The organism is Mycobacterium sp. 3519A (assembly GCF_900240945.1).
GTDB lineage: Bacteria > Actinomycetota > Actinomycetes > Mycobacteriales > Mycobacteriaceae > Mycobacterium.
The window spans coordinates 326,777-350,642 of record NZ_OESG01000012.1; the positions used below are offsets into that span (position 1 = coordinate 326,777).

At 67.3% G+C, this 23,866-nt stretch carries 21 protein-coding genes and 1 pseudogene; 12 read left to right on the forward strand and 10 right to left on the reverse strand.

The annotated features are described in order from the left end of the window. From C1A30_RS03785 to C1A30_RS03810, 6 genes are all read right to left on the reverse strand, one after another. Complete coding sequence (locus C1A30_RS03785) at window positions 1-651, reverse strand: MBL fold metallo-hydrolase (RefSeq protein WP_101946921.1); 651 nt, start codon at window positions 649-651, stop codon at window positions 1-3. An 18-nt stretch (window positions 652-669) separates the two neighbouring features. Next, the gene (locus C1A30_RS03790; RefSeq protein WP_101946922.1) at window positions 670-1,350 is read right to left on the reverse strand and encodes an alpha/beta hydrolase; all 681 of its coding nucleotides are present in this window, start codon (window positions 1,348-1,350) and stop codon (window positions 670-672) included. Between the two features lie 292 nt (window positions 1,351-1,642). After that, the gene (gene upp, locus C1A30_RS03795; protein WP_101946923.1) at window positions 1,643-2,272 is read right to left on the reverse strand and encodes a uracil phosphoribosyltransferase; all 630 of its coding nucleotides are present in this window, start codon (window positions 2,270-2,272) and stop codon (window positions 1,643-1,645) included. Window positions 2,273-2,276: 4 nt separating this feature from the next. Next, window positions 2,277-3,458, reverse strand: a complete 1,182-nt coding sequence (locus C1A30_RS03800; RefSeq protein ID WP_101946924.1) for a DUF1688 family protein — start codon at window positions 3,456-3,458, stop codon at window positions 2,277-2,279. Continuing rightward, entirely contained in the window at window positions 3,455-4,741 is a 1,287-nt protein-coding gene (locus C1A30_RS03805; RefSeq protein ID WP_101946925.1) for a GTP cyclohydrolase II, read from the reverse strand. Before C1A30_RS03805 ends, C1A30_RS03800 begins: the two co-directional genes overlap by 4 nt. A 179-nt stretch (window positions 4,742-4,920) precedes the next feature. Further along, window positions 4,921-5,232 carry a hypothetical protein gene (locus tag C1A30_RS03810; RefSeq protein ID WP_101946926.1) on the reverse strand — a complete coding sequence of 104 codons (312 nt, stop codon included), beginning with the start codon at window positions 5,230-5,232 and terminating at the stop codon, window positions 4,921-4,923. 375 nt (window positions 5,233-5,607) lie between these two features. Here C1A30_RS03810 and C1A30_RS03815 point away from each other — a divergent pair, with 375 nt between their 5' ends. Both C1A30_RS03815 and C1A30_RS03820 read left to right on the forward strand, forming a co-directional pair. Continuing rightward, window positions 5,608-6,852 (forward strand): acyltransferase, encoded by a 1,245-nt coding sequence (locus tag C1A30_RS03815; RefSeq protein ID WP_101946927.1) that lies wholly within the window; start codon window positions 5,608-5,610, stop codon window positions 6,850-6,852. A 107-nt stretch (window positions 6,853-6,959) separates the two neighbouring features. After that, window positions 6,960-7,652 (forward strand): GDSL lipase, encoded by a 693-nt coding sequence (locus C1A30_RS03820; protein ID WP_101946928.1) that lies wholly within the window; start codon window positions 6,960-6,962, stop codon window positions 7,650-7,652. A 51-nt stretch (window positions 7,653-7,703) separates the two neighbouring features. Here C1A30_RS03820 and katG read toward each other — a convergent pair whose 3' ends face one another. Together katG and C1A30_RS03830 are read right to left on the reverse strand one after the other, a co-directional pair. Continuing rightward, window positions 7,704-9,950, reverse strand: a complete 2,247-nt coding sequence (gene katG / locus C1A30_RS03825; protein WP_101946929.1) for a catalase/peroxidase HPI — start codon at window positions 9,948-9,950, stop codon at window positions 7,704-7,706. A gap of 36 nt (window positions 9,951-9,986) precedes the next feature. Beyond that, window positions 9,987-10,442 (reverse strand): Fur family transcriptional regulator, encoded by a 456-nt coding sequence (locus tag C1A30_RS03830; protein ID WP_101946930.1) that lies wholly within the window; start codon window positions 10,440-10,442, stop codon window positions 9,987-9,989. A gap of 205 nt (window positions 10,443-10,647) precedes the next feature. Here C1A30_RS03830 and C1A30_RS03835 point away from each other — a divergent pair, with 205 nt between their 5' ends. Genes C1A30_RS03835 through C1A30_RS03860 form a run of 6 tightly spaced genes read left to right on the forward strand, consistent with a single transcriptional unit; the run spans window position 10,648 to window position 16,520 of the window. Further along, window positions 10,648-11,517, forward strand: a complete 870-nt coding sequence (locus tag C1A30_RS03835) for an ABC transporter permease (protein ID WP_101946931.1) — start codon at window positions 10,648-10,650, stop codon at window positions 11,515-11,517. Beyond that, entirely contained in the window at window positions 11,514-12,233 is a 720-nt protein-coding gene (locus C1A30_RS03840) for an ABC transporter ATP-binding protein (protein WP_101947616.1), read from the forward strand. Before C1A30_RS03835 ends, C1A30_RS03840 begins: the two co-directional genes overlap by 4 nt. 19 nt (window positions 12,234-12,252) lie before the next feature. Further along, window positions 12,253-13,299, forward strand: coding sequence for an ABC transporter substrate-binding protein (locus C1A30_RS03845; RefSeq protein ID WP_101946932.1), 1,047 nt, complete (start codon window positions 12,253-12,255; stop codon window positions 13,297-13,299). Further along, window positions 13,296-14,627, forward strand: a complete 1,332-nt coding sequence (locus tag C1A30_RS03850) for an LLM class flavin-dependent oxidoreductase (protein WP_101946933.1) — start codon at window positions 13,296-13,298, stop codon at window positions 14,625-14,627. The genes C1A30_RS03845 and C1A30_RS03850 overlap by 4 nt, the downstream gene beginning before the upstream one ends. Next, complete coding sequence (locus C1A30_RS03855; RefSeq protein ID WP_101946934.1) at window positions 14,620-16,191, forward strand: FAD-dependent oxidoreductase; 1,572 nt, start codon at window positions 14,620-14,622, stop codon at window positions 16,189-16,191. The genes C1A30_RS03850 and C1A30_RS03855 overlap by 8 nt, the downstream gene beginning before the upstream one ends. Continuing rightward, window positions 16,188-16,520: a ferredoxin family protein gene (locus tag C1A30_RS03860; RefSeq protein ID WP_101946935.1), complete on the forward strand. Its 333-nt coding sequence runs from the start codon at window positions 16,188-16,190 to the stop codon at window positions 16,518-16,520. Before C1A30_RS03855 ends, C1A30_RS03860 begins: the two co-directional genes overlap by 4 nt. Window positions 16,521-16,600: 80 nt before the next feature. Here C1A30_RS03860 and C1A30_RS03865 read toward each other — a convergent pair whose 3' ends face one another. Next, window positions 16,601-17,482, reverse strand: coding sequence for an SDR family oxidoreductase (locus C1A30_RS03865; RefSeq protein ID WP_101946936.1), 882 nt, complete (start codon window positions 17,480-17,482; stop codon window positions 16,601-16,603). Between the two features lie 79 nt (window positions 17,483-17,561). Between C1A30_RS03865 and C1A30_RS03870 the strand changes: the two genes are divergently transcribed. Further along, the gene (locus C1A30_RS03870; protein WP_101946937.1) at window positions 17,562-18,137 is read left to right on the forward strand and encodes a TetR family transcriptional regulator; all 576 of its coding nucleotides are present in this window, start codon (window positions 17,562-17,564) and stop codon (window positions 18,135-18,137) included. On the opposite strand, the gene C1A30_RS03875 is transcribed toward C1A30_RS03870, so the two are convergent. Then, window positions 18,119-18,865 carry a glutamine amidotransferase gene (locus C1A30_RS03875; RefSeq protein ID WP_101946938.1) on the reverse strand — a complete coding sequence of 249 codons (747 nt, stop codon included), beginning with the start codon at window positions 18,863-18,865 and terminating at the stop codon, window positions 18,119-18,121. The genes C1A30_RS03870 and C1A30_RS03875 overlap by 19 nt on opposite strands. A gap of 62 nt (window positions 18,866-18,927) precedes the next feature. Here C1A30_RS03875 and C1A30_RS36420 point away from each other — a divergent pair. The 3 genes and pseudogenes from C1A30_RS36420 to C1A30_RS03890 all read left to right on the forward strand — a co-directional run bounded on the left by C1A30_RS36420 (window position 18,928) and on the right by C1A30_RS03890 (window position 23,857). Continuing rightward, window positions 18,928-20,151: pseudogene (locus tag C1A30_RS36420) on the forward strand (aldehyde dehydrogenase). A gap of 263 nt (window positions 20,152-20,414) precedes the next feature. Continuing rightward, window positions 20,415-21,227 (forward strand): peptidoglycan-binding protein, encoded by an 813-nt coding sequence (locus tag C1A30_RS03885; protein ID WP_101946939.1) that lies wholly within the window; start codon window positions 20,415-20,417, stop codon window positions 21,225-21,227. 47 nt (window positions 21,228-21,274) lie between these two features. Continuing rightward, window positions 21,275-23,857, forward strand: coding sequence for a hypothetical protein (locus C1A30_RS03890; protein ID WP_101946940.1), 2,583 nt, complete (start codon window positions 21,275-21,277; stop codon window positions 23,855-23,857). The last annotated feature ends 9 nt before the right edge of the window (window positions 23,858-23,866 follow it).

Below are 23,866 nucleotides of genomic sequence, written 5' to 3' on the forward strand. Positions count from 1 at the left end.
TCAGGACGGGACGGTCTTCAGCGCCTCCGCGACGCACCGGCTCCAGCGGCCGTTGTCGACCGACTCGATCGCCGTGTCGCCGCCGAACGCGCTGGAGATGACCATATTCGGCTGCACCGTGGCAAGTACCTCGAGGCTGGACCGCAGGTCGGCGGCGCTGCCCCGGCCGGGCGGCAGAAACGTCGCCCACGTACCGTCGGCCGTCGGGAACATGGTGTCGCCGGTGAACAAGTACATTTCGCCGCCGACACCTTCGGCTAGGTAACAGGTGCTGCCATCCGAATGTCCTGGCGTGGGAACCACATCGACGCCGTTCTCGTCCACATGGCGGCGAGCCGCAACGGGCACGTCGACTCTGGCGTGGCGGGTGATCGCGTCCAGTTCGGCGGCCGGCGCGTGCAACCGGGAGCCGAATTTCTCGGCGACACGCGCCAGCATCGGGCCCGCCTCGTCGAGATGGGAAAGGTACTGCGCGCTCACACCGCCCAGGTCCTCGATGGCGTCGAAGTCCGCATCAGAGGCCGGGCTGTAGAACAGGATGTTTCCGGTCGGCCGCCGCCACAGATACGCGTGTGTCTTCAGGCCTGGGAAGGGGGATTCGGTGCGGGTCTGCCAGAGATCGTCTCGGATCTGGGTCATCTCGGAACTCATGGCTCCAACCGTGCGCCCTCAACCATTGTTGAGGTCACCCCCCGCCGCAGACGCGATGCGCCCGGCCACGTCGGCGGCGACCGCCAACACCGCAGGGTCGTCCGACGGGAGATAGCGATCCCCGGCGCGGTCGAAGGTGGCGCCGGCGATCGCGCCGTGGTCGGTGGCCAACTCGACGTACTCGACGGGCCAACGGCTGTCGCGCAGCGTCGCAGCGAACGACCGGCTCACCTCGACCGGCACCACGTCGTCGGCGGTGCCGTGCAGCAGCGTGAACGGCGAAATCCCCTGCGCGGGAAGCTCGGTCGGCAGCGCGGCACCGGTGACAGGGTTGCGTGCGATGAACGCGCCCGCCAGACAGACAGTGTGTGCCACCGGGACATCGAACTGCCCGGCGTTGATGGCCACTCCGGCAGCGGCCGCACCGCCCAGCGACCAGCCGACCAGGACAAGCCGGTCGACATCGGCGCGCTCACGGACGAACTCGAGCGATCCGAGCAGATCAGCGCGACCGCCGTCGGCGGCGTGGGAGTCCCAATCCGGCATCACCACCGTGAGGCCGTGACCGGCCACCAATTCGGCCAGCGGTCGCATGGTGCTACGCGCATCGGTCTGCGCGCCGTGCCACATCAGCACCACAGGACCTGCCTCACCGATCACGTCGACGGCTCTGCCCGGGGCGTACTCCAGCGTCTGCATGTGAGCAGTCTGCCCATCGGACACCACCGTTAACCCCGTGAGCGACGGGAGTCCTGTGTGTACGCCGCCCAGGTCTGCGCCTCACTGGGCAGTGGGAGGTACGTGTGCCCGCAGTCCAGCAGCCAGGCACCGGGGCCGGCCGTCCGGGTCAGCCGGTATCGATTGCAGTAACGACAGTGCGCCATGACTTCGACGTTATGGACTCGCGGCGAGCGCCGAAACGGGTCGCACGCCCCCGGGCCGGAAGCGCCGCCGGGGCATCTGCGCGGGTGTGACGTTGGGGGATTAGGGGCTACTTGGTGCCGAAGATGCGGTCCCCGGCGTCGCCGAGGCCGGGCAGGATGTAGCCGTGCTCATCGAGCTGGCGGTCGATGGCCGCTGTGTAGATAGCCACGTCGGGATGCGCGGCCTGCATCGCGGCGATGCCTTCCGGACAGGTGAGCAGGCAGACGAATTTGATTGATTTGGGACCACACTCCTTCAACCGATCCACCGCGGCGACCGCCGAGTTGCCGGTCGCCAGCATCGGGTCGACGACCACCACGTCGCGTTCGTGGAGTTCGCCGGGCATTTTGAAGTAATACTCGACGGCGACAAGTGTTTTGGGATCGCGGTAGAGGCCGATGTGGCCGACGCGGGCGCCGGGCACCACGCTGAGCATGCCGTCCAGGATCCCGGTGCCCGCCCGCAGGATCGACACGAAGACCAGCTTCTTGCCGTCGATCACCTTGCCGGTGGTGCTTTCCAACGGCGTATCGATCGCGACGTCGTGCAGCGGCATGTCGCGCAGCACCTCGTAGGCCATCAACGCCGAGATCTCCTGCAGCAGCTGACGGAAACTCTTGGTGGACGCGTCTTTTCGGCGCATCAGCGTGAGTTTGTGCTGCACCAGCGGATGGTCGATCAGTTGCACGGCGGCCATGGCGCTAGAACACCGTCCCGTCGCTGACGATGGACAGCGGGGGGCGCCCGTCGTGCAGCCGCGCGGCGAGCGCTCTGCCCGCCGCCCACGTGCCGCCCTCGAGCACGCACGCCAGCGGCATCCGGTCGGCGTCCACACCCAGACGGGTGCGCACCAGCGGGGCGAGCTCGTCGAGCAGGGCCACGGTCAGCGCCCGCCACTCAATCACCAGCTCGTCGCCGACGTCCCAGCTGCGCGCCGCCCAGTCCGGATCGCGCAGCCGCAGCACCTCGGTGTCCAACAGCAGGCCACCGTTGCGATATTCGGGCAGCCCGGTCAGCTCGTCGAGGCCGTCCACCTGCACACCCGCCGATTGAAACGGTTCTGTCAGCGAGTAGGTCAGCCACTGCGACAGCTTGTGAAACGGCATCCAGCCGTCGGTCAGCCCCGCGCCCGGCACGGCGTCGTGGCGCCAGCAGTCGCCGAGGGCTTCGTCGCCGATGTTGTTGGGCGCCAACCAGACTCGCGACAACGACACCAGCACCCGGGTGAGGATGTCGTGTGCAGCGATGCGCGATCCGACGTCGAAGAGGTCGGCCGGTCGGGTGTGCGCTCCGAGTGCGTCGGCCAGTCGGTGCAGCACCGCCACCCGGCCCGGTAAACCCACCAGCGGGTTCTCGGGTCCGCACTGGAATACGTCGGCCAGTCGGTCGACGGTGACGGCGCGCAGACCCGCGGTGTCGACCTGTGGCCGGGCATCGCCGGAGAACAGTCCGCTACAGAACGCGTGCCAACTGGCCACGCCGAGCCCTTCGGACCGGCTGAACCGCTGCCCGGTCGCCGCTTCCAGGTACTGCCACTGCGGCCCGGCGCCCGCGTCGAGCAACACGCTGACCACGGTGAGGTCGACCATCGCCGCGAGGTCGAGGTCGGCCTTCCGCTCCACACCGCCCGCTTCGAAGTGCCGCCAGCGACTGTGTAACGGAACGCGCAGATCGGGATAGCGAGTGCGGGTGACCTCAGCGACGTTGTCAGCGGCCACGGGCAGCGAGTCGTCGTCGACGACGAACCAGGGCGAGTCGCCCGCCCGCGCACGGTTCAGCAGAAACTGCGCGCGCTCGCGGATCGCGGTTGTGCTGCGCAGCGCCGCCGCCGCACCCGCGGGACGGTTGACGTCGTGCTCGGCCCGCACGCCGGCCACGCTCATCCGTCGAGCCCCCGGCCCTTCGCCTTGCGCAATTCCTCGGCGTCGGGCACCGGTCCGGGGGTGAAGTAGCCCGCCGCCGTCTTCGCGTCGATCTCCACCCGGGCGTCGGGCGGGATCAGCGCGTCGGGGATGTTCACCCGCTCGCCGACCTCGATGCCCGACGCGGTGATGGCGTCGTACTTCATATTGCTCATCGAAACCAGTCGATGGATCTTGCTGATGCCCAACCAATGAAGCACATCCGGCATCAACTCCTGGAAACGCATGTCCTGCACGCCGGCCACACACTCGGTGCGGGTGAAGTACGCCTCGGCGGTGTCGCCGCCGACCTGACGCTTCCGCGCGTTGTACACCAGGAACTTGGTCACCTCGCCCAGCGCGCGGCCCTCCTTGCGGGAGTAGGCGACCAGGCCGACGCCGCCGCGCTGGGCGCCGAGGATGCACTCCTCGATCGCGTGCGTCAGATAGGGGCGGCAGGTGCAGATGTCCGACCCGAAGACGTCGGAACCGTTGCATTCGTCGTGCACCCGTGCGGTCAGTTCAACGCTGGAATCGCTCAGGTCGCGGGCGTTGCCGAAGATGTAGACGGTCTGCCCGCCGATCGGCGGCAGGAAGACTTCCAGGTCCGACCGCGTCACGAGTTCGGGATACATGCCGCCGGTTTCCTCGAACAGCACGCGGCGCAGGCTCGTCTCGCTGCAGCCGAACCGCTGCGCCACGCCCGGCAGGTGCCAGACCGGTTCGATCGCCGCCTTGGTCACCAGCGCGGCGCCGGTCGGCAGCAGGATCCGGCCGTCGGGTACCAGCCGGCCTTTTTGAACGGCTTCGATGATCTCCGGCACGATCACGTGTGCTTTGGTGATCGCGATCGTCGGCCTGATGTCGTGGCCGGCGGCGAGATCGGCGGCATAGACGTCGGCCACCATCGCGCCCCACGGGTCCAGGCTGACGATCGCGCCTGCTTCGCCCCATTTGGAATACGGGCCGATGTCGTCGGTGGGCGCGGTGTCCGTCAGATCGGCCCTGTGCTCACGCGACAGCGCGCCGGACGCCACTGCCAGGGCTCGGTAGACGCTGTACGACCCGCTGTGCGTGCCGATCACATTGCGGTGGGCCCGCTTGGTGGTGGTGCCGATCAGCGGTCCGCGTTCGGCCGCGGTCGGCGCACCCCAGCGAATCGGTGGCGCCTCCAGGCCGCCGCTGTGTGAGGTCAGTCTGATGTGCCGCGAGCCGCCGTTCGACGTCGCAGGCGATGGCGCGTCGGCACCGGTATCAGCAGACATAGTCGTCCTCAGTCGAGAATGCGCAAGCATATCCACTCTGCCCTTTCGGCGCCGGTCGTGCAGAAGCATCGGCCGCGACACGCCACAGCAAACACCAATTCGGCGACAACGCGTCCCGCCGGCAAACGTCGCGCGTACCATCACGGCATGCTGCGGGAGGACGTCTCCGGCCGGTTCGACTACCTGTTCGAGCCGCTGGAAGCCGACGAGTCGGCCGGTGACGGCGACGACGCGGCGACCTCTGCCTTTCCGCAACCTGCGGACGACGGCCGCTGGTCACGGCGGATCGTCCTCACCGGCGTGGTTCTAGCAACGCTGGCCGCGGCGGCGGCGACGGTCGTCGTCCTGCTCCAACCGGCCCGGCCGACCCGGCCCGTCGTCGCACCGACCGATGCGACACTGCTGCCGATGGCGACGTCGACCGCGCCATCTGCGGCGATGCCGACCCCGACAGAATCGCCCGTGCCCGTGCTGCCTGCGACCGTCAGCACCTCCGCGGCCCGCCCGCCGTCCCCATCGCCGAGTGTCGCCGCACGCCGCCAAGCCCCGCTCCGAGCGCGCCGCCGGCCACCATGCCGCCGCCACCGACCACCCGCGCGCCGATCAGCGTCAGCCCCCAGACGCGTGCGCCGTTCCCGCACCAGAATCCGCCTCGGAAGAACGACGGCGGCGGCGGACTCCTCGGCGGGCTCGGCGGGCTTTTGTAGTTCGCGACCCTGTAGTTCGCGACACGCGGGTTTTACAGCAACCACACAGCATTCGGTGCACGGCAATCGGCCGATGGCGCTGTTATTCTGCCAACGCCGGGGGGTTGCGCCGCCGGCGTCGTGGTCCGAAACAGCAGAGTCCCTCACGAAAAGAGTTTTGTGCGCACCGGAGAGATCAAAGCCCTATCCGGCTTGCGCATCGTTGCCGCAGTGTGGGTGGTGCTGTTCCACTTCCGGCCGTGGCTCGAGGTGTCGGCACCCGGTTTCAAATCGGCGTTGGCGCCGGTGATCAACTGCGGCGCCCAGGGCGTCGACCTGTTCTTCATCCTCAGCGGATTCGTGCTGACGTGGAACTACCTCGACCGGATGGGCGAGTCGTTCTCGATGCGGGAAACCCTGCATTTCCTGTGGCTGCGACTGGCCAGGGTGTGGCCGGTCTACGTGGTCACGCTGCACCTCGCGCTGGCATGGATCATCTTCACGCTCTATGTCGGCCACCTGCCATCACCGGTGGCCGATCAACTCAGCGCCGTCAGCTACGCCCGGCAACTGCTGTTGGTCCAGTTGTGGTTCCAGCCGTTCTTCGACGGCTCCAGCTGGGACGGCCCGGCCTGGTCGATCAGCGCGGAGTGGCTCGCGTACCTCATGTTCGGCGTCTTGATCTTGGTGATCTTCCGGATCGCCAGGGCCACCCGGGTCAGGGGCTTGCTGGTGCTGGCGGCCGTGGCGTGCCTGCCGCCGACGCTGCTGCTGCTTGCGACCGGCCACTTCTACACCCCGTGGAGTTGGCTCCCGCGCATCGTCATGCAGTTCACCGCGGGGGCGCTGGCATGCGCCGCGGTCCGCAAGATGCGGCCGTCCGACCAGACTCGCATACGCGCCGGATACCTGTCGTTGGCGATCGGCCTCGGCATCATCGGCATCCTGTACTTCCTCGACGCACACCCGGTGCCCAAGGTGTCGGATTCCAGCGGGCTGGTCGACGTGCTGTTCGTTCCGTTGGTGGTGACGCTGGCCATCGGAGTCGGCGGCCTGCCGCGGCTGTTGGGCACCAGGGTGATGGCGTACGGCGGCTACATCTCGTTCAGCCTGTACATGGTCCACGAGATCGTGCACACCGCGTGGAACTGGTTCACCGCTCAGTTCGAGATCGTCCTCACCCCGAGTTGGTCGGCGAAGTTGATCATGGTCGGCGTGTTCGCGGTCGCCATTGTGTGCGCGGTGCTGCTGTACGAATTCGTCGAAGAACCGGCGCGCATCTGGATGCGCAGGATGGTCAAGGAGCGACGACTTCCGGTGGCCGACCCGCATTCCGAGGAACCCGACCCGACGCAGAACAAGCTGCAAACCATCCACGGCTCCCGACAGGTGCCCGCGAAGACCGTCTCCGCGCGCGCCGGCTGATTTGGCGAATTCGATTGCGCGCGACCACAATGCAGCGTTTTCATAACGTGTTGCCTACAATTGCGACCCGCTCGGCGATTCCCAGGATCGAATCGTAGGCTGTTCCGGTGAGTCGTCTGTTCACGTTCGTCGTTGCGATCGCCCTGCTGGTCGGCATGTCGATTTCGGCGCCAACGCCGGTGAGGCACAACGAGATAGTGACGCTGGACGCCCCGCTCAATCGCATCGCGGTGATCGGGGACTCGTACACCACCGGCACCGATCTCGGCGGGATGGGCGCCAAGGGATGGACGACCCGCGCCTGGCAGTTGCTGGCGCGCGACGGTGTCCGGGTGGCACCCGACGTGGCCGCCGAGGGCGGCGCCGGCTACGGCACCCGCGGAAACCACGGCAGCGTGTTCGAGGACCTGACGGCTGATGCGGTCAAACCCGACGACGCGTTGGTGGTGTTCTACGGTTCGCGAAACGACATCAACGTCGACCCGACACAGCTGTCGATCCTCGCCTGGGGCACCTACCAATTGGCCCGTCGCACAGCACCATCGGCGAAGTTCCTGGTGATCGGTCCGCCGTGGCCGACCGCCGATCCGCCCGGATGGATGCTCGCCATCCGCGATGCGCTGAAGTACCAAGCCGGGGTGGCGGGCGCGACGTTCATCGATCCGATCGCGCTGGGGTGGTTCGTCGGGCGACCGGACTTGATCGGCAAGGACGGCGTGCATCCCACCGACGCCGGGCACGCCTACATGGCCGAGAAGATCGCGCCGCTGATCGGCGCGCAACTGACGCGGCAGATCTGACGACAACGCCCCGCAAGCCGATTGACTTGCGGGGCGTCGCCGTTGGTTCGATCAGGCCAGATCGAACCTGTCGTTGTTCATCACCTTGACCCAGGCAGCGACGAAGTCCTCGACGAACTTGCCCTTGCTGTCGTCCTGGGCGTAGACCTCGGCCAGTGCGCGCAGCACCGAGTTCGAGCCGAACACCAGATCGTTGGCGGTGGCCGTCCACTTGATCGCCCCCGAGGAACGGTCCCGTCCCTCGTAGACGTTCTCGGCGGTCTCCGACGGCTTCCACTCGGTGCTCATGTCGAGCAGGTTGAGGAAGAAGTCGTTGGACAGCACGCCCGGCTTGTCGGTGAACACGCCGTGCTTGCTGCCGCCGTGGTTGACGTTCAGCACACGCAGACCGCCGATCAGCGCCGTCAACTCGGGCGCCGTCAGGTTCAGCAGGTAGGCGCGCTCGACCAGAAGCTGCTCCAGCGGAGCCTTCTCGCCGGGCCGCGCGAAGTTGCGGAACCCGTCGGCACGCGGTTCGAGCACCGCGAACGACTCGGCGTCCGTCTGCTCCTGCGACGCATCGGTGCGGCCAGGCGCGAAGTGGACGTCGATCTCGAAGCCGGCGTCGCGGGCCGCCTTCTCGACCGCCGCGGAGCCACCGAGCACGATGATGTCGGCCAGCGACACCTTCTTGCCTCCGGCGGCCGAGCTGTTGAAGTCCTGCTGGATCTTCTCGAGCACCGGCAGCACCTGAGCCAACTCGGACGGCTCGTTGGCCTCCCAGTTCTTCTGCGGCTCAAGGCGAATCCGCGCGCCGTTCGCGCCACCGCGCTTGTCGGTGCCGCGGAAGCTCGACGCCGACGACCACGCGGTCTTCACCAACTGCTGCACCGTGAGGCCAGAGTCGAGCAGCTTGGCCTTCAGCGCCGCGATGTCGGCCTCGTCGATCAGCTCGCCCTCGACTGCGGGCACCGGGTCCTGCCACAGCTGCGGCTCTGCCACCCACGGGCCGAGGTAGCGCGAGATCGGGCCCATGTCGCGGTGCATCAGCTTGTACCACGCCTTGGCGAACGCCTCGTTGAGCTCCTCGGGATGGTCCAGCCACCGCCGGGTGATCTCGCCGTAGATGGGGTCGACCCGCATCGAGATGTCGGTGACCAACATCGTGGGCTTACGCGGCGGCCCGCCGAACGGATCGGGGATGGTCGCCTCGGCGTCCTTGGCCTCGAACTGCCACGCGCCCGCCGGGCTCTTGGTCAGCTCCCACTCGTTGCCGTAGAGGATTTCCAGGTAGGCGTTGCTCCACTTGGTCGGCGTGTTGGTCCACACCACCTCCAGGCCGCTGGTGATCGTGTCGGGACCCTTGCCTGAGCCGAACGGGCACTTCCAGCCGAGACCCTGCTGCTCGATCGGCGCGCCCTCGGGCTCGGGTCCCATACCGTCGTCGGGGCCCGCACCGTGGGTCTTGCCGAGGGTGTGGCCGCCGACGATCAACGCAGCGGTCTCCTCGTCGTTCATCGCCATCCGGCCGAAGGTCTCGCGGATGTCGTGAGCGGCCGCCAACGGGTCCGGTTTGCCTTCTGGGCCTTCGGGATTGACGTAGATCAGGCCCATGGTGGTGGCACCGAACGGCTCGGCGAGCTTGCGGTCGGTGTCGTTGGTGCCGCCGTAGCGGGCATCGGTGCCGAGCCAGGTGTCCTCCTGGCCCCACAGCATCTCCTCGGGCTCCCAGATGTCCTCGCGACCGAACGCGAAGCCGAACGTCTTGAAGCCTGCCGACTCCAGCGCGGCGTTCCCGGCGTAGGCGATCAGGTCGGCCCACGAGATCTTGTTGCCGTACTTCTGCTTGATCGGCCACAGCAGCCGGCGCGCCTTGTCCAGGTTGGCGTTGTCGGGCCAGCTGTTGAGCGGGGCGAAGCGCTGCGCGCCCTGCCCGGCACCGCCGCGACCGTCGAAGATGCGGTAGGTGCCCGCGGCGTGCCAGCTCATCCGGATGAACAGGCCTGCGTAGCTGCCATAGTCAGCGGGCCACCAGTCCTGCGAGGTGTTGATCAGGTCGATGACGTCGCGCTTGAACGCTTCGACGTCGAGCTTGGCGAACTCCTCGGCGTAGGTGAAGTCTTCACCGAGCGGGTTGCCCTTTTCGTTCTGCTTGTGCAGCACCGAAACGTCGACCTGCTCCGGCCACCAATCCCTGTTGGTCAACGGAGCGTGCGCCTTCGGCTTCGGTGAATCGATAACCGGGTTCTCGCTCTCGCTGTGACTTGCCGTCTTGGCGTCGTCATGCGGTGGGCGAGCGTCAGATGTATCAGATGACACAACATTCCTTCCGAGGGTGGGTGTTACGGGCTGTGATCACGGGTGTGATCGCGTCGCTTGTGATGCCGAGCAATCGGGGCACAAACCCCAGTAGATGACCTCGGCCTCGTCGAGCACGAAGCCGTCGAGCGCGCCGTCGTGGTCCGACGGAGTCAAGCACGGTGCGTCGCCGACCGCGCAGTCGACGTCTGCGATGACGCCGCAGGACCGGCAGACCACATGGTGGTGGTTGTCGCCGACGCGCGACTCGTAGCGGGCGACCGAACCTGAGGGCTGAATCCGTCGGACCAAACCTGCGGTGGTCAGGGCGGCAAGTACGTCGTACACGGCCTGCCGCGACACATCGGGCAGGTCAGACCGCACGGCACCGAAGATGGACTCGGTGTCGGCGTGCGGAAGCGCGTGCACCGCCTGCAGCACCGCCAACCGGGGCCGCGTCACGCGCAGATCAGCGGCGCGAAGCCGATCGGCGTAATCGGGTGCGGACGTCACGGCACCTAATATCGTCCCTTTTCTGGAATGGGTCAAGTATTTCCGGGGCCCATTTTGGGCCGAGAAAGAATCGCGTCGATTTCATGGCTCCCGCACACGTTGCCATTGCGGCATGGTGCTCACCACACCACTTATCCGCGAATCCTCCGAGCGCGCAACACAACAGCGCGCGCGGGCCGTGGATGTCGCCTCCGGAAGGCAAGCAATGGCCCTACTCGCACCCCCGGTGCCCGCGCGCACCGCGTCACGTCCGCGTGATGTGTTCCTGCCGGGCGATGCCCGTCAACAGTCCCGCCTCGGCACGCTGCGCCGCAGGCTGCGCTGGCCGCTGGGGATCTACACCACGCCCGTGCTGATCTTGGTCGTCTGGGAGTTCCTGGCCAGGGCGGGTTTCCTCAAGCCGTCGTATGCGCCTGCGCCGTCGGACATCCTGAGCACGACGGTCGAGTTGTGGCGGGACGGAGTGCTCGGCCCCGATCTGTCGATCTCCTTGCAGCGGGCGGGGATAGGGCTGGCCATCGGGTTGGCCGTCGGCATCGTGACCGGAGTGCTCGGCGGTTTTCTGCGCACCGGCGAGTATGTCTTCAACGGGGTCACGCAGATCTTGAACACCATTCCGCTGCTCGCCGTGCTTCCGCTGTTCGTCGTGTGGTTCGGCATCGACGAACTGACCAAGGTCTTGTTGATCGCGTTCGGCGCCGGTGTGCCGATGTACCTCAACCTGTTCGCGGCGATCCGCGGCGTCGATCAGCGGCTGATCGAGATGGCCCGCACCACGGGTGCGGGCTCCTGGCGGATCGTCACCCGGGTGCTCGTCCCCGGGGCGCTACCGGGTTTCCTTGTTGGTCTTCGCTTTTCGCTGGCCTACAGCATCCTGGGACTGGTGGCCGCGGAGACGGTCAACGCCGACGAAGGCCTCGGCTTCATGATCACCCAGGCCCAGACCTACCTGCAGACCAACAAAGTCTTCGTCGGCCTGGTGATCTACTCGGTCCTCGGTCTGCTGGCCGACCAGTTCGTCCGGATTCTGGAGCGGGTGCTGCTGCGGTGGCGGCCCAGTTACGAGGCGCTGTGACCGCCGCATCGCGCACTCAGGCAGGGGTTTTCGCCGAACAGGTGGTGCGCAGATTCGGGGATCGCGTCGTACTGGATCACCTCAACCTGGTGATCGACGACGACGAGCTCGTGGTCCTGCTCGGCCCGTCAGGCTGCGGCAAGAGCACCCTGCTGCGTCTGCTCGCGGGGCTGGACAAGCCGGACGGCGGTCGGATCGAGGTGCCCGCCAAGCGCGCGATCGTGTTCCAGGGCGACCGACTGCTGCCGTGGCAGCGTGTGTTGCGCAACGTCACCCTGGGTCTGCGCGGCGCCGACGCCGACGACCGCGCCCGCAAGGCGCTGGCTGAGGTTAACCTCGCGGGCCGCGAAAAGGCGTGGCCCAAGCAACTTTCCGGCGGTGAGGCGCAACGGGTGGCGCTGGCCAGAGCGCTGGTCTCGGAGCCCGAGTTGGTGCTGCTCGACGAGCCGTTCGCCGCGCTGGACGCGATCACCCGGTTGCGCATGCACGACCTGGTGCGTGCGCTGCGCGGTAAGCACCACGCGTCCATGCTGCTGGTCACCCACGACGTCGACGAAGCGATCGCGTTGGCCGACCGGATCGTCGTGATGAACAACGGCAGGATCGGCGACGCGCACGCGGTCCGACTGTCCGCCGCCGAACGGGAGGCCAGTATCGCCCGCGAGGAACTGCGCGCCGCACTTCTCGCCGATCTCGGACTTGCCAGCCAGCACTAACCCATTGTCAGGAGAAACCATGTCTCACAAGCAATTCCGCGTCGGTTTCGTGGCGGTGCTACTCACCGTCGCAAGCGTGCTCGCGGCATGCTCGTCGCCGAAGGGGCCGGACGCCCCGCTGAGCAGTTCAGGCGGCTCACCCGCGGCCAGCCACCCCGAGTGGAGCCAGTACACGTTCACCATCGGCGACAACGGCGGCGACGGCAGCGAGGAGTTGGCGAAGGTGACGGGCGCATTCGACGATGCGCCGTACAAGGTCAAGTTCGCGCGCTTCGACTACGGACCCCCGTTGGTGCAGGCCGCCGCCACCGGCGACATCGACCTCGGCTACGTGGGCACCGTGCCGCCGATCACCGGCGCCGCCAAGCAGTTCGGCTTCAAGATCGTCGCCACCCAGCACGGCTCCGATGCCACGAAGGCCGCCGAGAACATCATCGTGCCGAAGGACTCGCCGATCCAGTCGCTCGCCGACCTGAGGGGTAAGAAGATCGCCCTCCCGCAGGGCAGTTCGGCCCACGGCCTGGCGCTGCTGGCGCTCAAGAGCGTCGGTCTGACGCCGAAGGACGTGCAACTGGTGTACCTCAGCCCGGCGGCGGGCGCGACGGCGTTCAACACCGGAAAGGTCGACGCCTGGTCGATCTGGAATCCGCCGTCGGCGATCGCGGTGAAGGATGGTGCCCGCATCCTGGCCAAGGGGCTCCCGCCGATCGACCAGGTCAACAACTACTACGTGGCCAACGACAAGTCGCTCGGCGATCCCACCAAACGGGCTGCCCTTGCCGATGTGTTGACGCGTATCGCGCGGATCTTCAACTGGGCTCAGTTGCATCCCGACGAGTACGCCAAGGCGATCGCGAAGGAGACGGGTATCTCCAGGGAGGATGCACGCACGACGGTCGACGCCTATCAGTTCAAGGTCACGCAGGTGCTGCCGGAGGACGTCAAGGCCGAACAGGATCTCAGCGACGCCTTCTTCGAGGCCGGTGAGATCACCAAGAAGGTCGATGTCGCCGAGATCACCGACAACCTGCTGCCTGACGGCTTCGACAGCACCAAGCTGGCATGAGCGGCCATCGGGAACTCCACCTCAACGCCTTCTTGATGGAGGCGGGGCACCATGAGGCGGCGTGGCGGCTGCCTCAGAGCAATCCGCGCGCGGACTTCGACCTGGCGCATTGGATCGCGCTGGCGCAACTGGCGGAGAGCGCGAAGTTCGACTCGTTGTTCCTCGCCGACGGTCCGGCGCTGACGGGCAGCGGGGCGTTCCGCCCGCCCGGCCAGCTCGAGCCGCTGACCCTGCTGACCGCGCTGTCGCAGCACACCAGCAGGATCGGGTTGATCGCGACCGTGTCGTCGACGTACAACGAGCCGTACAACCTGGCGCGGCGGCTGGCGTCGGTCGACCACGTCAGCGGTGGCCGGGCCGGGTGGAACATCGTCACCTCGGCCACCCCGCAGGAGGCCGCGAACTTCGGCCTCGACGACCGCCTCGACCATGCGGAGCGGTACGCGAGGGCCGACGAGTTCCTGACCGTCGCAAAAGCGTTGTGGGACAGCTGGGAACACGAAGCAGTCCAAGGCGACAAGGCGTCGGGCCGGTACGCCGACGTGGCCCGCCTGCACACGATCGCCCATCGTGGCGACTATTTCAAGGTCGCGGGCCCGCTGAACGTCGAACGTCCGCCGCAGGGGCATCCGCTGTTGGTGCAGGCCGGATCCTCGGAGGACGGCAAGGGGTTCGCCGCCCGCCATGCGGAGGCCATCTTCACCGCCCACCAGACCTACGAGCGGGCCGCCGACTTCTACGCCGACATCAAGGCGCGCACCAAGGCGGCGGGCCGCGATCCCGACGGCGTGCTGGTGCTCCCCGGCATCGTGCCGATCATCGGATCGACCGAACACGAGGCTCTGGAACTGGCCAGGGAACTCGACGAGCTTCGGGTGCCGGAGTACGGGCTGTGGCAGTTGTCGAACATCCTGGAAGTCGACGCGTCGGCGCTCGAGCTCGACAAGCCGCTGCCTGCAACGGTTTTGGCGCGCCCGAAGCTGGAAGGTGCGCAGAGTCGCGCCGACCTCATCGTCGAACTGGCGCAGCGTGAAGGTCTCACCGTCCGCGAGATCCTGTCGCGGCTCGGCAGCGGACGGGGCCACTTCACGTTCGTCGGCACGCCGGACCAGGTCGTAGACACGATCGTCGCGTGGTTCGAAGGGGGAGCGGCCGACGGGTTCAACATCATGGCCGCGGCGCTGCCGTCGGGGCTGGAGACGTTCATCGACCAGGTGCTGCCGATCCTGCGACGCAAGGGGCTGTTCCGCGAGGGGTACACCGGCACTACGCTGCGCGAGCACTACGGACTGCCGGTGCCGGACAACCAGTTCCACGGCCATGAGTAGCGCAGCGTCGCTCTCGACGGACGTCCTGGTGATCGGGGGCGGGCCTGCGGGCACCTGGGCGGCGATCAAAGCCGCGCAAGCCGGAGTCGACGTGATCCTGGCGGACAAGGGCTACACCGGCACCAGCGGCGCGACGGCTTCGGTGGGCACCGGGGTCTGGTACGTCGACGATGTCCCCGAGCTTCGGGAGGCTGCGATGGCCAGCCGGGAGGCCCTCGGCGGGCACCTCGCCGACCGCGAGTGGATGACGCGGGTGCTCGACGAGACTCACAGCAGGATGGACGAACTCGCCGAGGTTCAGCGCTACCCGTTTCCGGTCGACGACGCGGGCCGCTCCCTTCGTGACGACCTGCAGGGCCCGGAATACATGCGCAGGCAACGGCTTCGGGTGCAGCGGCTCGGCGTGCGCATCTTCGACCACACCCCGGCGCTGGAGTTGCTCGCCGACGACGAAGGCGTGGTCAGCGGAGCGATGGTGCTCGATCGCGCGACAGGGCAGACGATGCGCATCGAGGCGTCGGCCGTCGTGCTCGCTGCGGGCGGGTGTGCGTTCCAGTCCAAAACACTCGGGTGCGACGTCAACACCGGAGACGGTGCGCTGATGGCGGTGGAGGCGGGCGCGGTGCTGTCGGGGATGGAGTTCTCCAACGCATACGCGATCGCGGTCAAGGGCACCTCGCTGACGAAGACCGCCTACTACTCTTGGGCGACGTTCTACCGCGCCGACCGGTCGGTGCTCGACGGCGCGGGCAGCACCAAGGGCAGGTCCGTGATCGCCAAAACGCTGCTGTCCGAGCCGGTTTTCGCCAGGATCGACCGCGCCACCGAGGACGAGCAGCGCGCGATGCGCAAGGGCCAGCCCAACTTCTTCCTGGTGTTCGACCGGCTCGGCATCGACCCGTTCACCGACTTCTTCGAGATCACCCTGTTGGCCGAGGGCACGGTCCGCGGCACCGGAGGTGTGCGGGTGGCCGACTTCGACTGCTCCACCGACGTGCCAGGGCTGTATGCCGCCGGCGACACCGCAACGCGGGAATTGATCTGCGGGGGATTCACCGGGGGCGGCAGCCACAACGCGGCATGGGCGGCGTCCTCGGGCAGCTGGGCCGGGCAGGGCGCGGCGGCGTTCGCGGCGCGGCGGGGGAGGCGGGGCGCCGGCTCGCGTCCCGTCGGTGGTGCGGGGATACGTCCCAGTGGCGCAGCGGATCTGAGTTACCGCGAGATCGTCACCGAGGTGCAGCGCCAGGTGCTGCCGTACGCCCTCAACTATCTGCGGCACGGCGATCGGCTCACGCCCGCATTGAAGTCGTTGCACGACACGTGGTCTGAGGTACGGGCCGGCCTCGGTGGGCGCGGCGAGGAGCTGTTCCGGGCCCGCGAGGCAGCCGCGATGCTCGCCCACGGCCGGTGGATGTACCACGCGGCGTTGAGCCGTGCGGAGAGCCGTGGCATGCACAAGCGCCTTGACTATCCGACGTCAAATCCAGCGCAGGGGCATCGACTGCTCACCGGCGGTCTCGACGACGTCTGGACCCGGCCCGAATCCGTCAGGGCCGCCGCATGATCGAGGTCGTTGCCGCCGAGCGGTGCATTGCCTGCGACCGGTGTATCGACGTGTGCCCGACGCGGGTGTTCGACCGCGGTGCCGGCGGCATCCCGGTGCTGGCGCGCCACGACAGTTGCCAGACATGCTTTCAGTGCGAGGCGTATTGCCCGACCGACGCGTTGTTCGTCTCGCCGTTGGCGACCAGAGCGCCTGCCGGTTCACCGTTCCGTGACGCCGCGGGCCTCGCCGCGTCGGGGTTGCTCGGAGGCTACCGCCGCGAACTCGGCTGGGGCAGCGGACGCGCGATCGGCGCCAGGACGGCCGTCGGCCCGGTGTATCCGGACTGAGCGGCCACGCGCGCCCGTTGACTCTGCGTCCACGGCGCAAAAATACGAGAACCACACGCCCTCAGCACAGAATCAACGCCCTAGGCCGCTCGCGCGCCGAAGTAGTGGCCCTCCTCGAGATCCGCCAACAGCCCTTGGCGCGTGGGCTGCCACCCCAACAATGCGCGGGTGCGGTCGTCGGACGCCGGCACGTCGAGCGAGAAGAAGGCGCCCAACCAACCGAAATGCTCCGGTGCGACGGAGGTGACGGGCAGACCTAGATGACGCCCGATCACGCCCGCGATGTCGCGCGTCGGGATTGCCTTGTCGCCGATCGCGTGTAGCCGCGCGCCCGACGGCGCAGACTCGAGCGCCAACCGGTACATCCTGGCGGCGTCGAACCGGTGCACGGCCGGCCACCTGTTCGACCCGTCGCCGGGGAATCCGGAAACACCTGTCTCCCTGGCAATTTCGATCAGCCGCGGGACGAATCCGTGGTCACCCTCACCGTGCACTGACGGCGGCAACCGCAGCACCGAAACGCGCACGCCGCTGTCCACGAATTTCAGCGCCGCCTGCTCGGAGAACCGCGGTGAGTGGGGCGACGCGGCGTCGTCCTCGGTCACGTCGCGGCCCAGGGAGAAGCCGGCCAACCCTGAGGTCACGACGAACGGTCGTTCTGATCCGGCGAGCACGCCACCGATGGCGTCGATGGCCACACGGTCAGCCTCGGCCGCTCTGGCGAACTCCGCGAAGTCGTGCGTGAACGCCAGGTGGATCACCGCGTCGGCGATTTCGGCGCCCGCGCGCAGGCTTTCGAGATCTGCGATATCCCCTCGGTGTGCCTGCGCGCCCGCCCTCTCGATGGCCTGCGCGGAGGATTCGGACCGCGCCAGGCCAACGACGTGATGCCCAGCGCCGATCAGTTCGGCAACGACGGCCGATCCGACGAATCCGGACGCGCCCGTGACGAACACTCGCATTGAAACCTCCCGTTGATATCAGTTGCTGTCATCACAGTAACGCTGATGACAGCCGCTGTCATTCCCCTAGGATCAATGCGTGAGCCGGTGGCAGCCCAATGCGCGCGGCCGCCTGGAACAGGCGGCGCTGGAGCTCTATGCCGAGCGGGGGTTCGACGAGACGACCGTCGCCGAGATCGCCGAGCGGGCGGGCCTGACCGAGCGGACCTTCTTCCGGCACTTCACCGACAAACGCGAAGTGCTGTTCGGGGGTCAGGATGCGCTGGTCGAACTGATCAACGCGGCCATCGCGCAGGCGCCGGAATCCGCGTCGCCGATCGACGCGGCGGGTGACGCCTTGCGGGCTGCCGGCGCAATGCTCGAGGACCGCCGAGAACAAGCTCGCAGGCGCCAGGCCGTCATCGACGCCAACCCCGGCCTGCAGGAGCGCGAGCTGATCAAGCTGGCATCGCTCGCCGAGGCGATCGCCGCGGCACTGCGGCGCCGCGGTCTCGCCGAGTCCGCCGCCGCGCTCACCGCCGAGACGGCGATCGCCGTGTTCAAGGTCGCCTACAACAAGTGGCTGACCGCAGGGAAACGCAGAGATCTGCCCCGCCTCGTCGGTGACTCACTCGACGAGTTGAAGGCACTGACCGGTCAAGCCCCGCGGGCGTAGCGCTGCGCGAAGCTGCGCAGGATCGCAGGCGGATGCTCGACGCTGTGCTGCAACGCATCCGACTTCAACGACTCCGCCGTCTCCGGCGCGAAGTAGCCGTAGTCCTTGTAGACATCGATGCGGGTGCATATGCCGTCGGCGTCGAGTTCGGGGTGGAACTGCGTCGCGTACACGTTGGCGCCAGCGCGGAACGCCTGGAAAGGACAGTCCGCGGAGTACGCAAGGCGGACAAGCTGCGACGGCAGTGCGCTGACGCCTTCCTTGTGTCCGCCGTAGGCGTCGAACACCTCCGGCATGTCGACGAACAACGGATCTCGGCGGCCCTCGTCGGTCAGGGTGATGGTCATGGCGCCGACGGGTTCCGGATACGTGCGGTCGACGGACGCACCGACGACGGAACCGAGCGTGCCGACGCCGTAACAGCAGCCGAGGAACGGGAAATCGGCGTCGACGATCCGCGCGATCAGCGGCAGCAGTTCCGCTTCGACTCGTTGCTGCGTCGGCGATTTCGACTCCGCGGGGTCACTGACGTTGTACGGCCCGCCGCCGAGGATGATGCCCGACCAGTCGGCGAGGTCGATCTCGCCCAGCGACTGGTGTGTGAGCCGGATGCGGTGCATCCCGTCGGCATCCAGCCCTGCGAAGCGCATCATCGCCCCGTACTCGTCGTCGGCCGCGGCGTCCTCGGCCCGTATCGAGAGCAGCAGAAACGGGGTAGCTGTCGCCATGATGGGCTCAATCTAACGGCTGACGGAGGTGTCGACCGTGCTGTCGGGGGTAACTCCACGTCATGTCGCAGGACACCGAGATCACTGTCAACGATCCGCGCACCGGGGAACTGGTCACCCGAATGCCGATCGCCGATGCCGCGGCATGCGACGCGGCGGTGGCCGAGGCCCGCGCAACCTGCGCCGAATGGGCCGCTACGCCACCGGCCGAGCGGGCGGCGGCGATCAGCGCCGCAGCCGAGGTGCGGAGCGCTGCCGATGAACTCGCCGAACTCAACGAGCGCGAGACCGGCAAGCTGCGTGACGATTCGCTTGGCGGCGTCAACGCCGGTGCCGCCACGCTGGTGCAGTACGCCGAACTCGGCCCGCTTCACGGCGGTCGTAGTCTGCAAGCCAGTTGGGCCGCAACAGATTTGATGATTCCGCAGCCGCGTGGCGTGGTTGCCGTACTGACGCCCTGGAACGATCCGGTCGCCGTAGCCGCCGGACTGCTCGGCGCCGCACTGGTCACTGGAAACACAGTGGTGCACAAGCCAAGTGAACGGTGTCCGGGCACCGGGCGGCGCTTCGCCGAATTGCTGGCCGCGGCAGATCGCGTCGATGTGGTCGCTCACGTCGGCAGCAGTGTCACGGGCCGCGCCATCGCCAGGGCGTGTGCGGAGCGGGAGCCAAGGCGCTGTTGGAGAACGGCGGCAATGACCCGTTGATCGTCGACAGCGGCGTCGATCCGCGATGGGCCGCCGAGCAGGCGGCGCAGGGTGCGTTCGCCAACGCCGGCCAGATCTGCGTCTCGGTTGAGCGGATGTATGTCGTCGAGGCGGCGGCCGAAGCGTTCATCGATGCGTTGGTCGACCAAGCTCGACAGTGGGCCGAACGGATCGGCCCACTCGTCGACGAGCGGCAGCGCGAGGTGGTGCATCGGCACGTCACCGACGCGGTGAGGAGTGGAGCCAGGGCCTTGGTCGGCGGTGAACCCCGCGCGCGAAGAGACATTCGGTCCCGTCGCTCCTGTGCGCGTGGTTCCGGATTTCGATACCGCATTGACCGAAGCCGCCGACGACGAATACGGACTCGCGGCGACCGTGCTGACATCGGACATGGCGCGCGCCCAACAAGCCTGGCGCAGCCTCCCGGTCGGCACGGTGAAGATCAACGCGGTGTTCGGGGGAGCGCCCGGCGGCGCATCCGAACCGCGCGGCGCCAGCGGTAGCGGATTCGGGTTCGGCCCGGAACTGCTCGACGAGATGACGGCGATGAAGGTGGTGCATTGGTCCTCGCCCGGCTGACGCATCGTCGGCAGCAAATATCTGCATCAAGGTCCGCTGGCTGAAACGCGCATCGACCTGCTGAGGCCTGAGCCTTATCGACGACTTAGTTAATTCTGCGTCACGCTTCTACCTGCACCGAAGACGGCCGACCAAGACTTTTCTGAAAGTTTTCTGTTGATCATGGCAGTGACTGGGTATTCGCGGAGGCACAAGTGCTGACGAGATCCTCGGCATTGGCAAACAGCCGTGGCCGGGAGCGACATGGAACAGGAGACGCAGTCATGAGCGGCAAGGGACTGAGCCCCGAGGAGCTGCAGGCCGAGATCGGCATCGCACTTCCCGCCAAGGAGGTCGTATCGATCATCGACGTCAACGCCGATATCAACGTCGGAATTGATGCCGCCTCGCCGATCGACCTGTCTGCGGCGGCCAACCTCAACGTCGCCGCGCCGATCCAGGCAGCAGCGGGCGCCAATGTGCTGACGTACGGATCCGACGCCAGTTCGACCGCAACGCATTCAACCGACGGCGGTGTGATGATCAACCAAGGCATGGCAGACGTGTCTGCGACCGCGACCTCGCTGCAGGACAGCGGCATTGATCAGAGCGGCGACACCAGCACGGGCGGCACCGACACGGGCGGGACCGACACGGGCGGCACTGACACCGACACCGGCACGACTGTGGACACCAGTACCGCCGGGCTGACAGAGGGCGCTCTGCTGAACGTCGACGTCAACGTCGACCTCAACGCCGACCTCGCCGCACCCATCGCAGGCGCCGTGGCGGCCAATGCCAACGTAGCCGCCCCGATCAACGCCGGCGTGGCGGCGAACATCGGCTCGATCGATTCCACGGCCAACGCGGTCACGATCCAAGACGCCGTCATCAACCAGAGCATGTCGAACGTTCATGCCACCGCCTACTCCGATCAGACTTCCAGCATCGATCAGGGCAGCGGCGGCACGACAGGTGACACCGCGGGCGCTTCGACAGCCGGCGCCAGCTCGGATGATTCCTCGGGCGGCACGACAAGCGGTGACACCAGCGGCGGTACCAGCAGCAGCGGCACCAGCGGCAGCGGCGCCGACTGATCCCGGCCTGCGCCTGCTGAAGCCGCCGTCTGTTCAGGGAGCACAAGGTGACTGCGACCACCGAGCATGCAGCACCGCCATCACCGGCGGTGCTGCAACGGGCCGACGGTGTCGAGCTGATCGGGGAGATGGCGGGATCTGGTTACAAGGTCCCGCCCTCCCTGGTCCGCCGCGCCGACGGCCAGACCGTCCAATTGACCCCGCTGCTGTACGCGACGCTGCGCGAGATCGATGGTCGCCGTACCGCGGAGGAAGTGGCCGCGGCCGTATCCGACTCGACCGGCCGGGACGTCAACGAAGACAATATCCGCCACCTCGTCGACAAGCAGTTGCGCCCGCTCGGGCTCGTGGTTCTGCCAGACGGTAGCCAGCCACGGACCAAGAAACGGAATCCGTTGCTGGGCTTGCGGTTCCGTTACGCGGTGACCGAGCCCGAGCGCACGAAACGGCTCACCGACCCGTTCCGGTTCCTGTTTCGACCGTGGATGGTCGTTCCACTGCTCGCGGCCTTCGCGGTCGTGTGTTGGTGGGTGTTTTTCCGGAAAGGGTTGGCGCACGCCGCCTATGACGCCTTCGAGCGCCCAGGACTGCTGATTCTCGTTTTCGCGGTCACCATCTTCTCGGCAGGCTTCCATGAGTTCGGCCATGCGGCTGCCGCCAGGTACGGAGGGGCGACGCCGGGCGTGATGGGCTTCGGGGTCTACCTGGTCTGGCCGGCCTTCTACACCGACGTCACTGATTCGTACCGGCTCGGCCGCGCCGGACGGGTACGTACCGACCTCGGTGGGCTGTACTTCAACGCGATTGTGGCGGTTGCGATCACCGGTTTGTGGTGGTGGTTGCGATACGACGCGCTGCTGTTGGTCGTCGCCACCCAGATACTGCAGATGATCCGCCAACTCGGGCCGATGGTGAGGTTCGACGGTTACCACGTGTTGGCCGACATCACCGGGGTGCCGGATCTGTACTCACGCATCAAACCGACGCTGCTGGGCCTGCTTCCGTGGCGGTGGGGCGACCCGCACGCACGGATGCTCAAGCCGTGGGCCCGCGTGCTGGTGAGCGTGTGGGTGATGGTGGTCGTGCCACTGTTGCTGTGCACCCTCGCCGGTGCCATTCTCGCGCTTCCGCGCCTGATCGGTACGGCGTGGTCGGCCCTGGGTAAGCAGCAGGCGGTGTTCATGACCGCCTGGGCTGATGGCGACGTCATCCAGGCCACGGCGCGTGTGCTGGCGATCATCGCGATCCTCATCCCGGTCGCAGGCGTGGCATACATGTTGGTTCGAATCGCGCGGCAAAGCATCGTCGGCGCCATGCGGAGTACGGCCGGCAAGCCGGTCCTGCGCATGCTGGCCATCCTGCTCGGCGCAGTGGTGATGGCCGGAATCGCGTACGCGTGGTGGCCGGGTGATGGCAAGTACCGGCCTATTGCGCCATGGGAGCGCGGCACCGTCGGCGACATCGCCTACGCGCTCGGGGTCGAGCGTATGGAGCAACCCTCGCGAACCATCGCAGCGCCGAAACCCGCCGCGGCATCCCGCACGCTCGCCAGAGGTCAGCGCGGGGTCATGAGCGCCGTGTGGGATACCACCAGGCCGCCGACTTTCACCCATCCGCAACTTGCGGTGATTCTGGTGCCCACCAAGGTTTCCGGAGCAATGGTCGGTGGCGGGGGCGGTGGCGGATTCGCCGCTCCGACAACGACCGCGGATCAAGGTTGGGTCTTCCCGGTCAGCAAGCCATTGGTGCGGGAGTCCCCGGACGACAACCAAGCCCTGGTCTTCAATACCACCGACAACACAACGGATTACGAAGTCGCGTTCGCGATGGTGTGGGTTGAGGATGGCCGCGATGCGATGAGTGTGAACGAGGCGCAGGCCTACGCATCCTGCGACTCATGCTCCGCAGTCGCCGTCGCCTATCAAGTGGTTCTGGTCATCGACACCGACAACACCGACGACAACGTCGCAGCCCCGCAGAATCTCGCAGGCGCACTCAACTACGACTGCGTGAACTGCATGACCTACGCTCTCGCTGAACAGCTCTTCATCACAGTCGACGGCCCTCTGACCGACGCGAACAGAACCGAACTCGAGGAAATCTGGGGGCGGATCCAAGACTACGAAGACGACCTCAACGCGAAGATAGCCGCAGGTGGGTTGACGCCGGAAGAGATCGAGCAGATCGACGATGACCTGGCGGAATTCAGCGCTCAGATCAAGGAAGTCCTGGCCGACCAAACTGGAACGGTCTCCTCGTCGACGGCATCGGCGACGGCCACGCCGGGGGCGCCGTCCACTGCGACGTCACCGACGGCGTCGCAAACGATGTCACCAACGTCGGCCGTGTCACCGTCGCCTACTGCGACGCCGAGTCCGTCCGCGCCAGCGGAGTCGACAGCGTCGCCGACTCCGATCTCGAGCTCGTCACCGACTACTTCGTCGAGCGCCCCGACGGCGCCGACCAGCGAGCCCACCACATCCGGTGGCACCACGACGTCCGCTGGCACGTCGTCAACCGGCACCACACCGGACGGATCGACCGCCGGGAGCACCGCCCCGGACGACTCCACGTCTGGCGACTCCACTTCCGACGGAACGACTTCGGGCGGAACGGCAACGTCGCCGTAGGCGCAGACC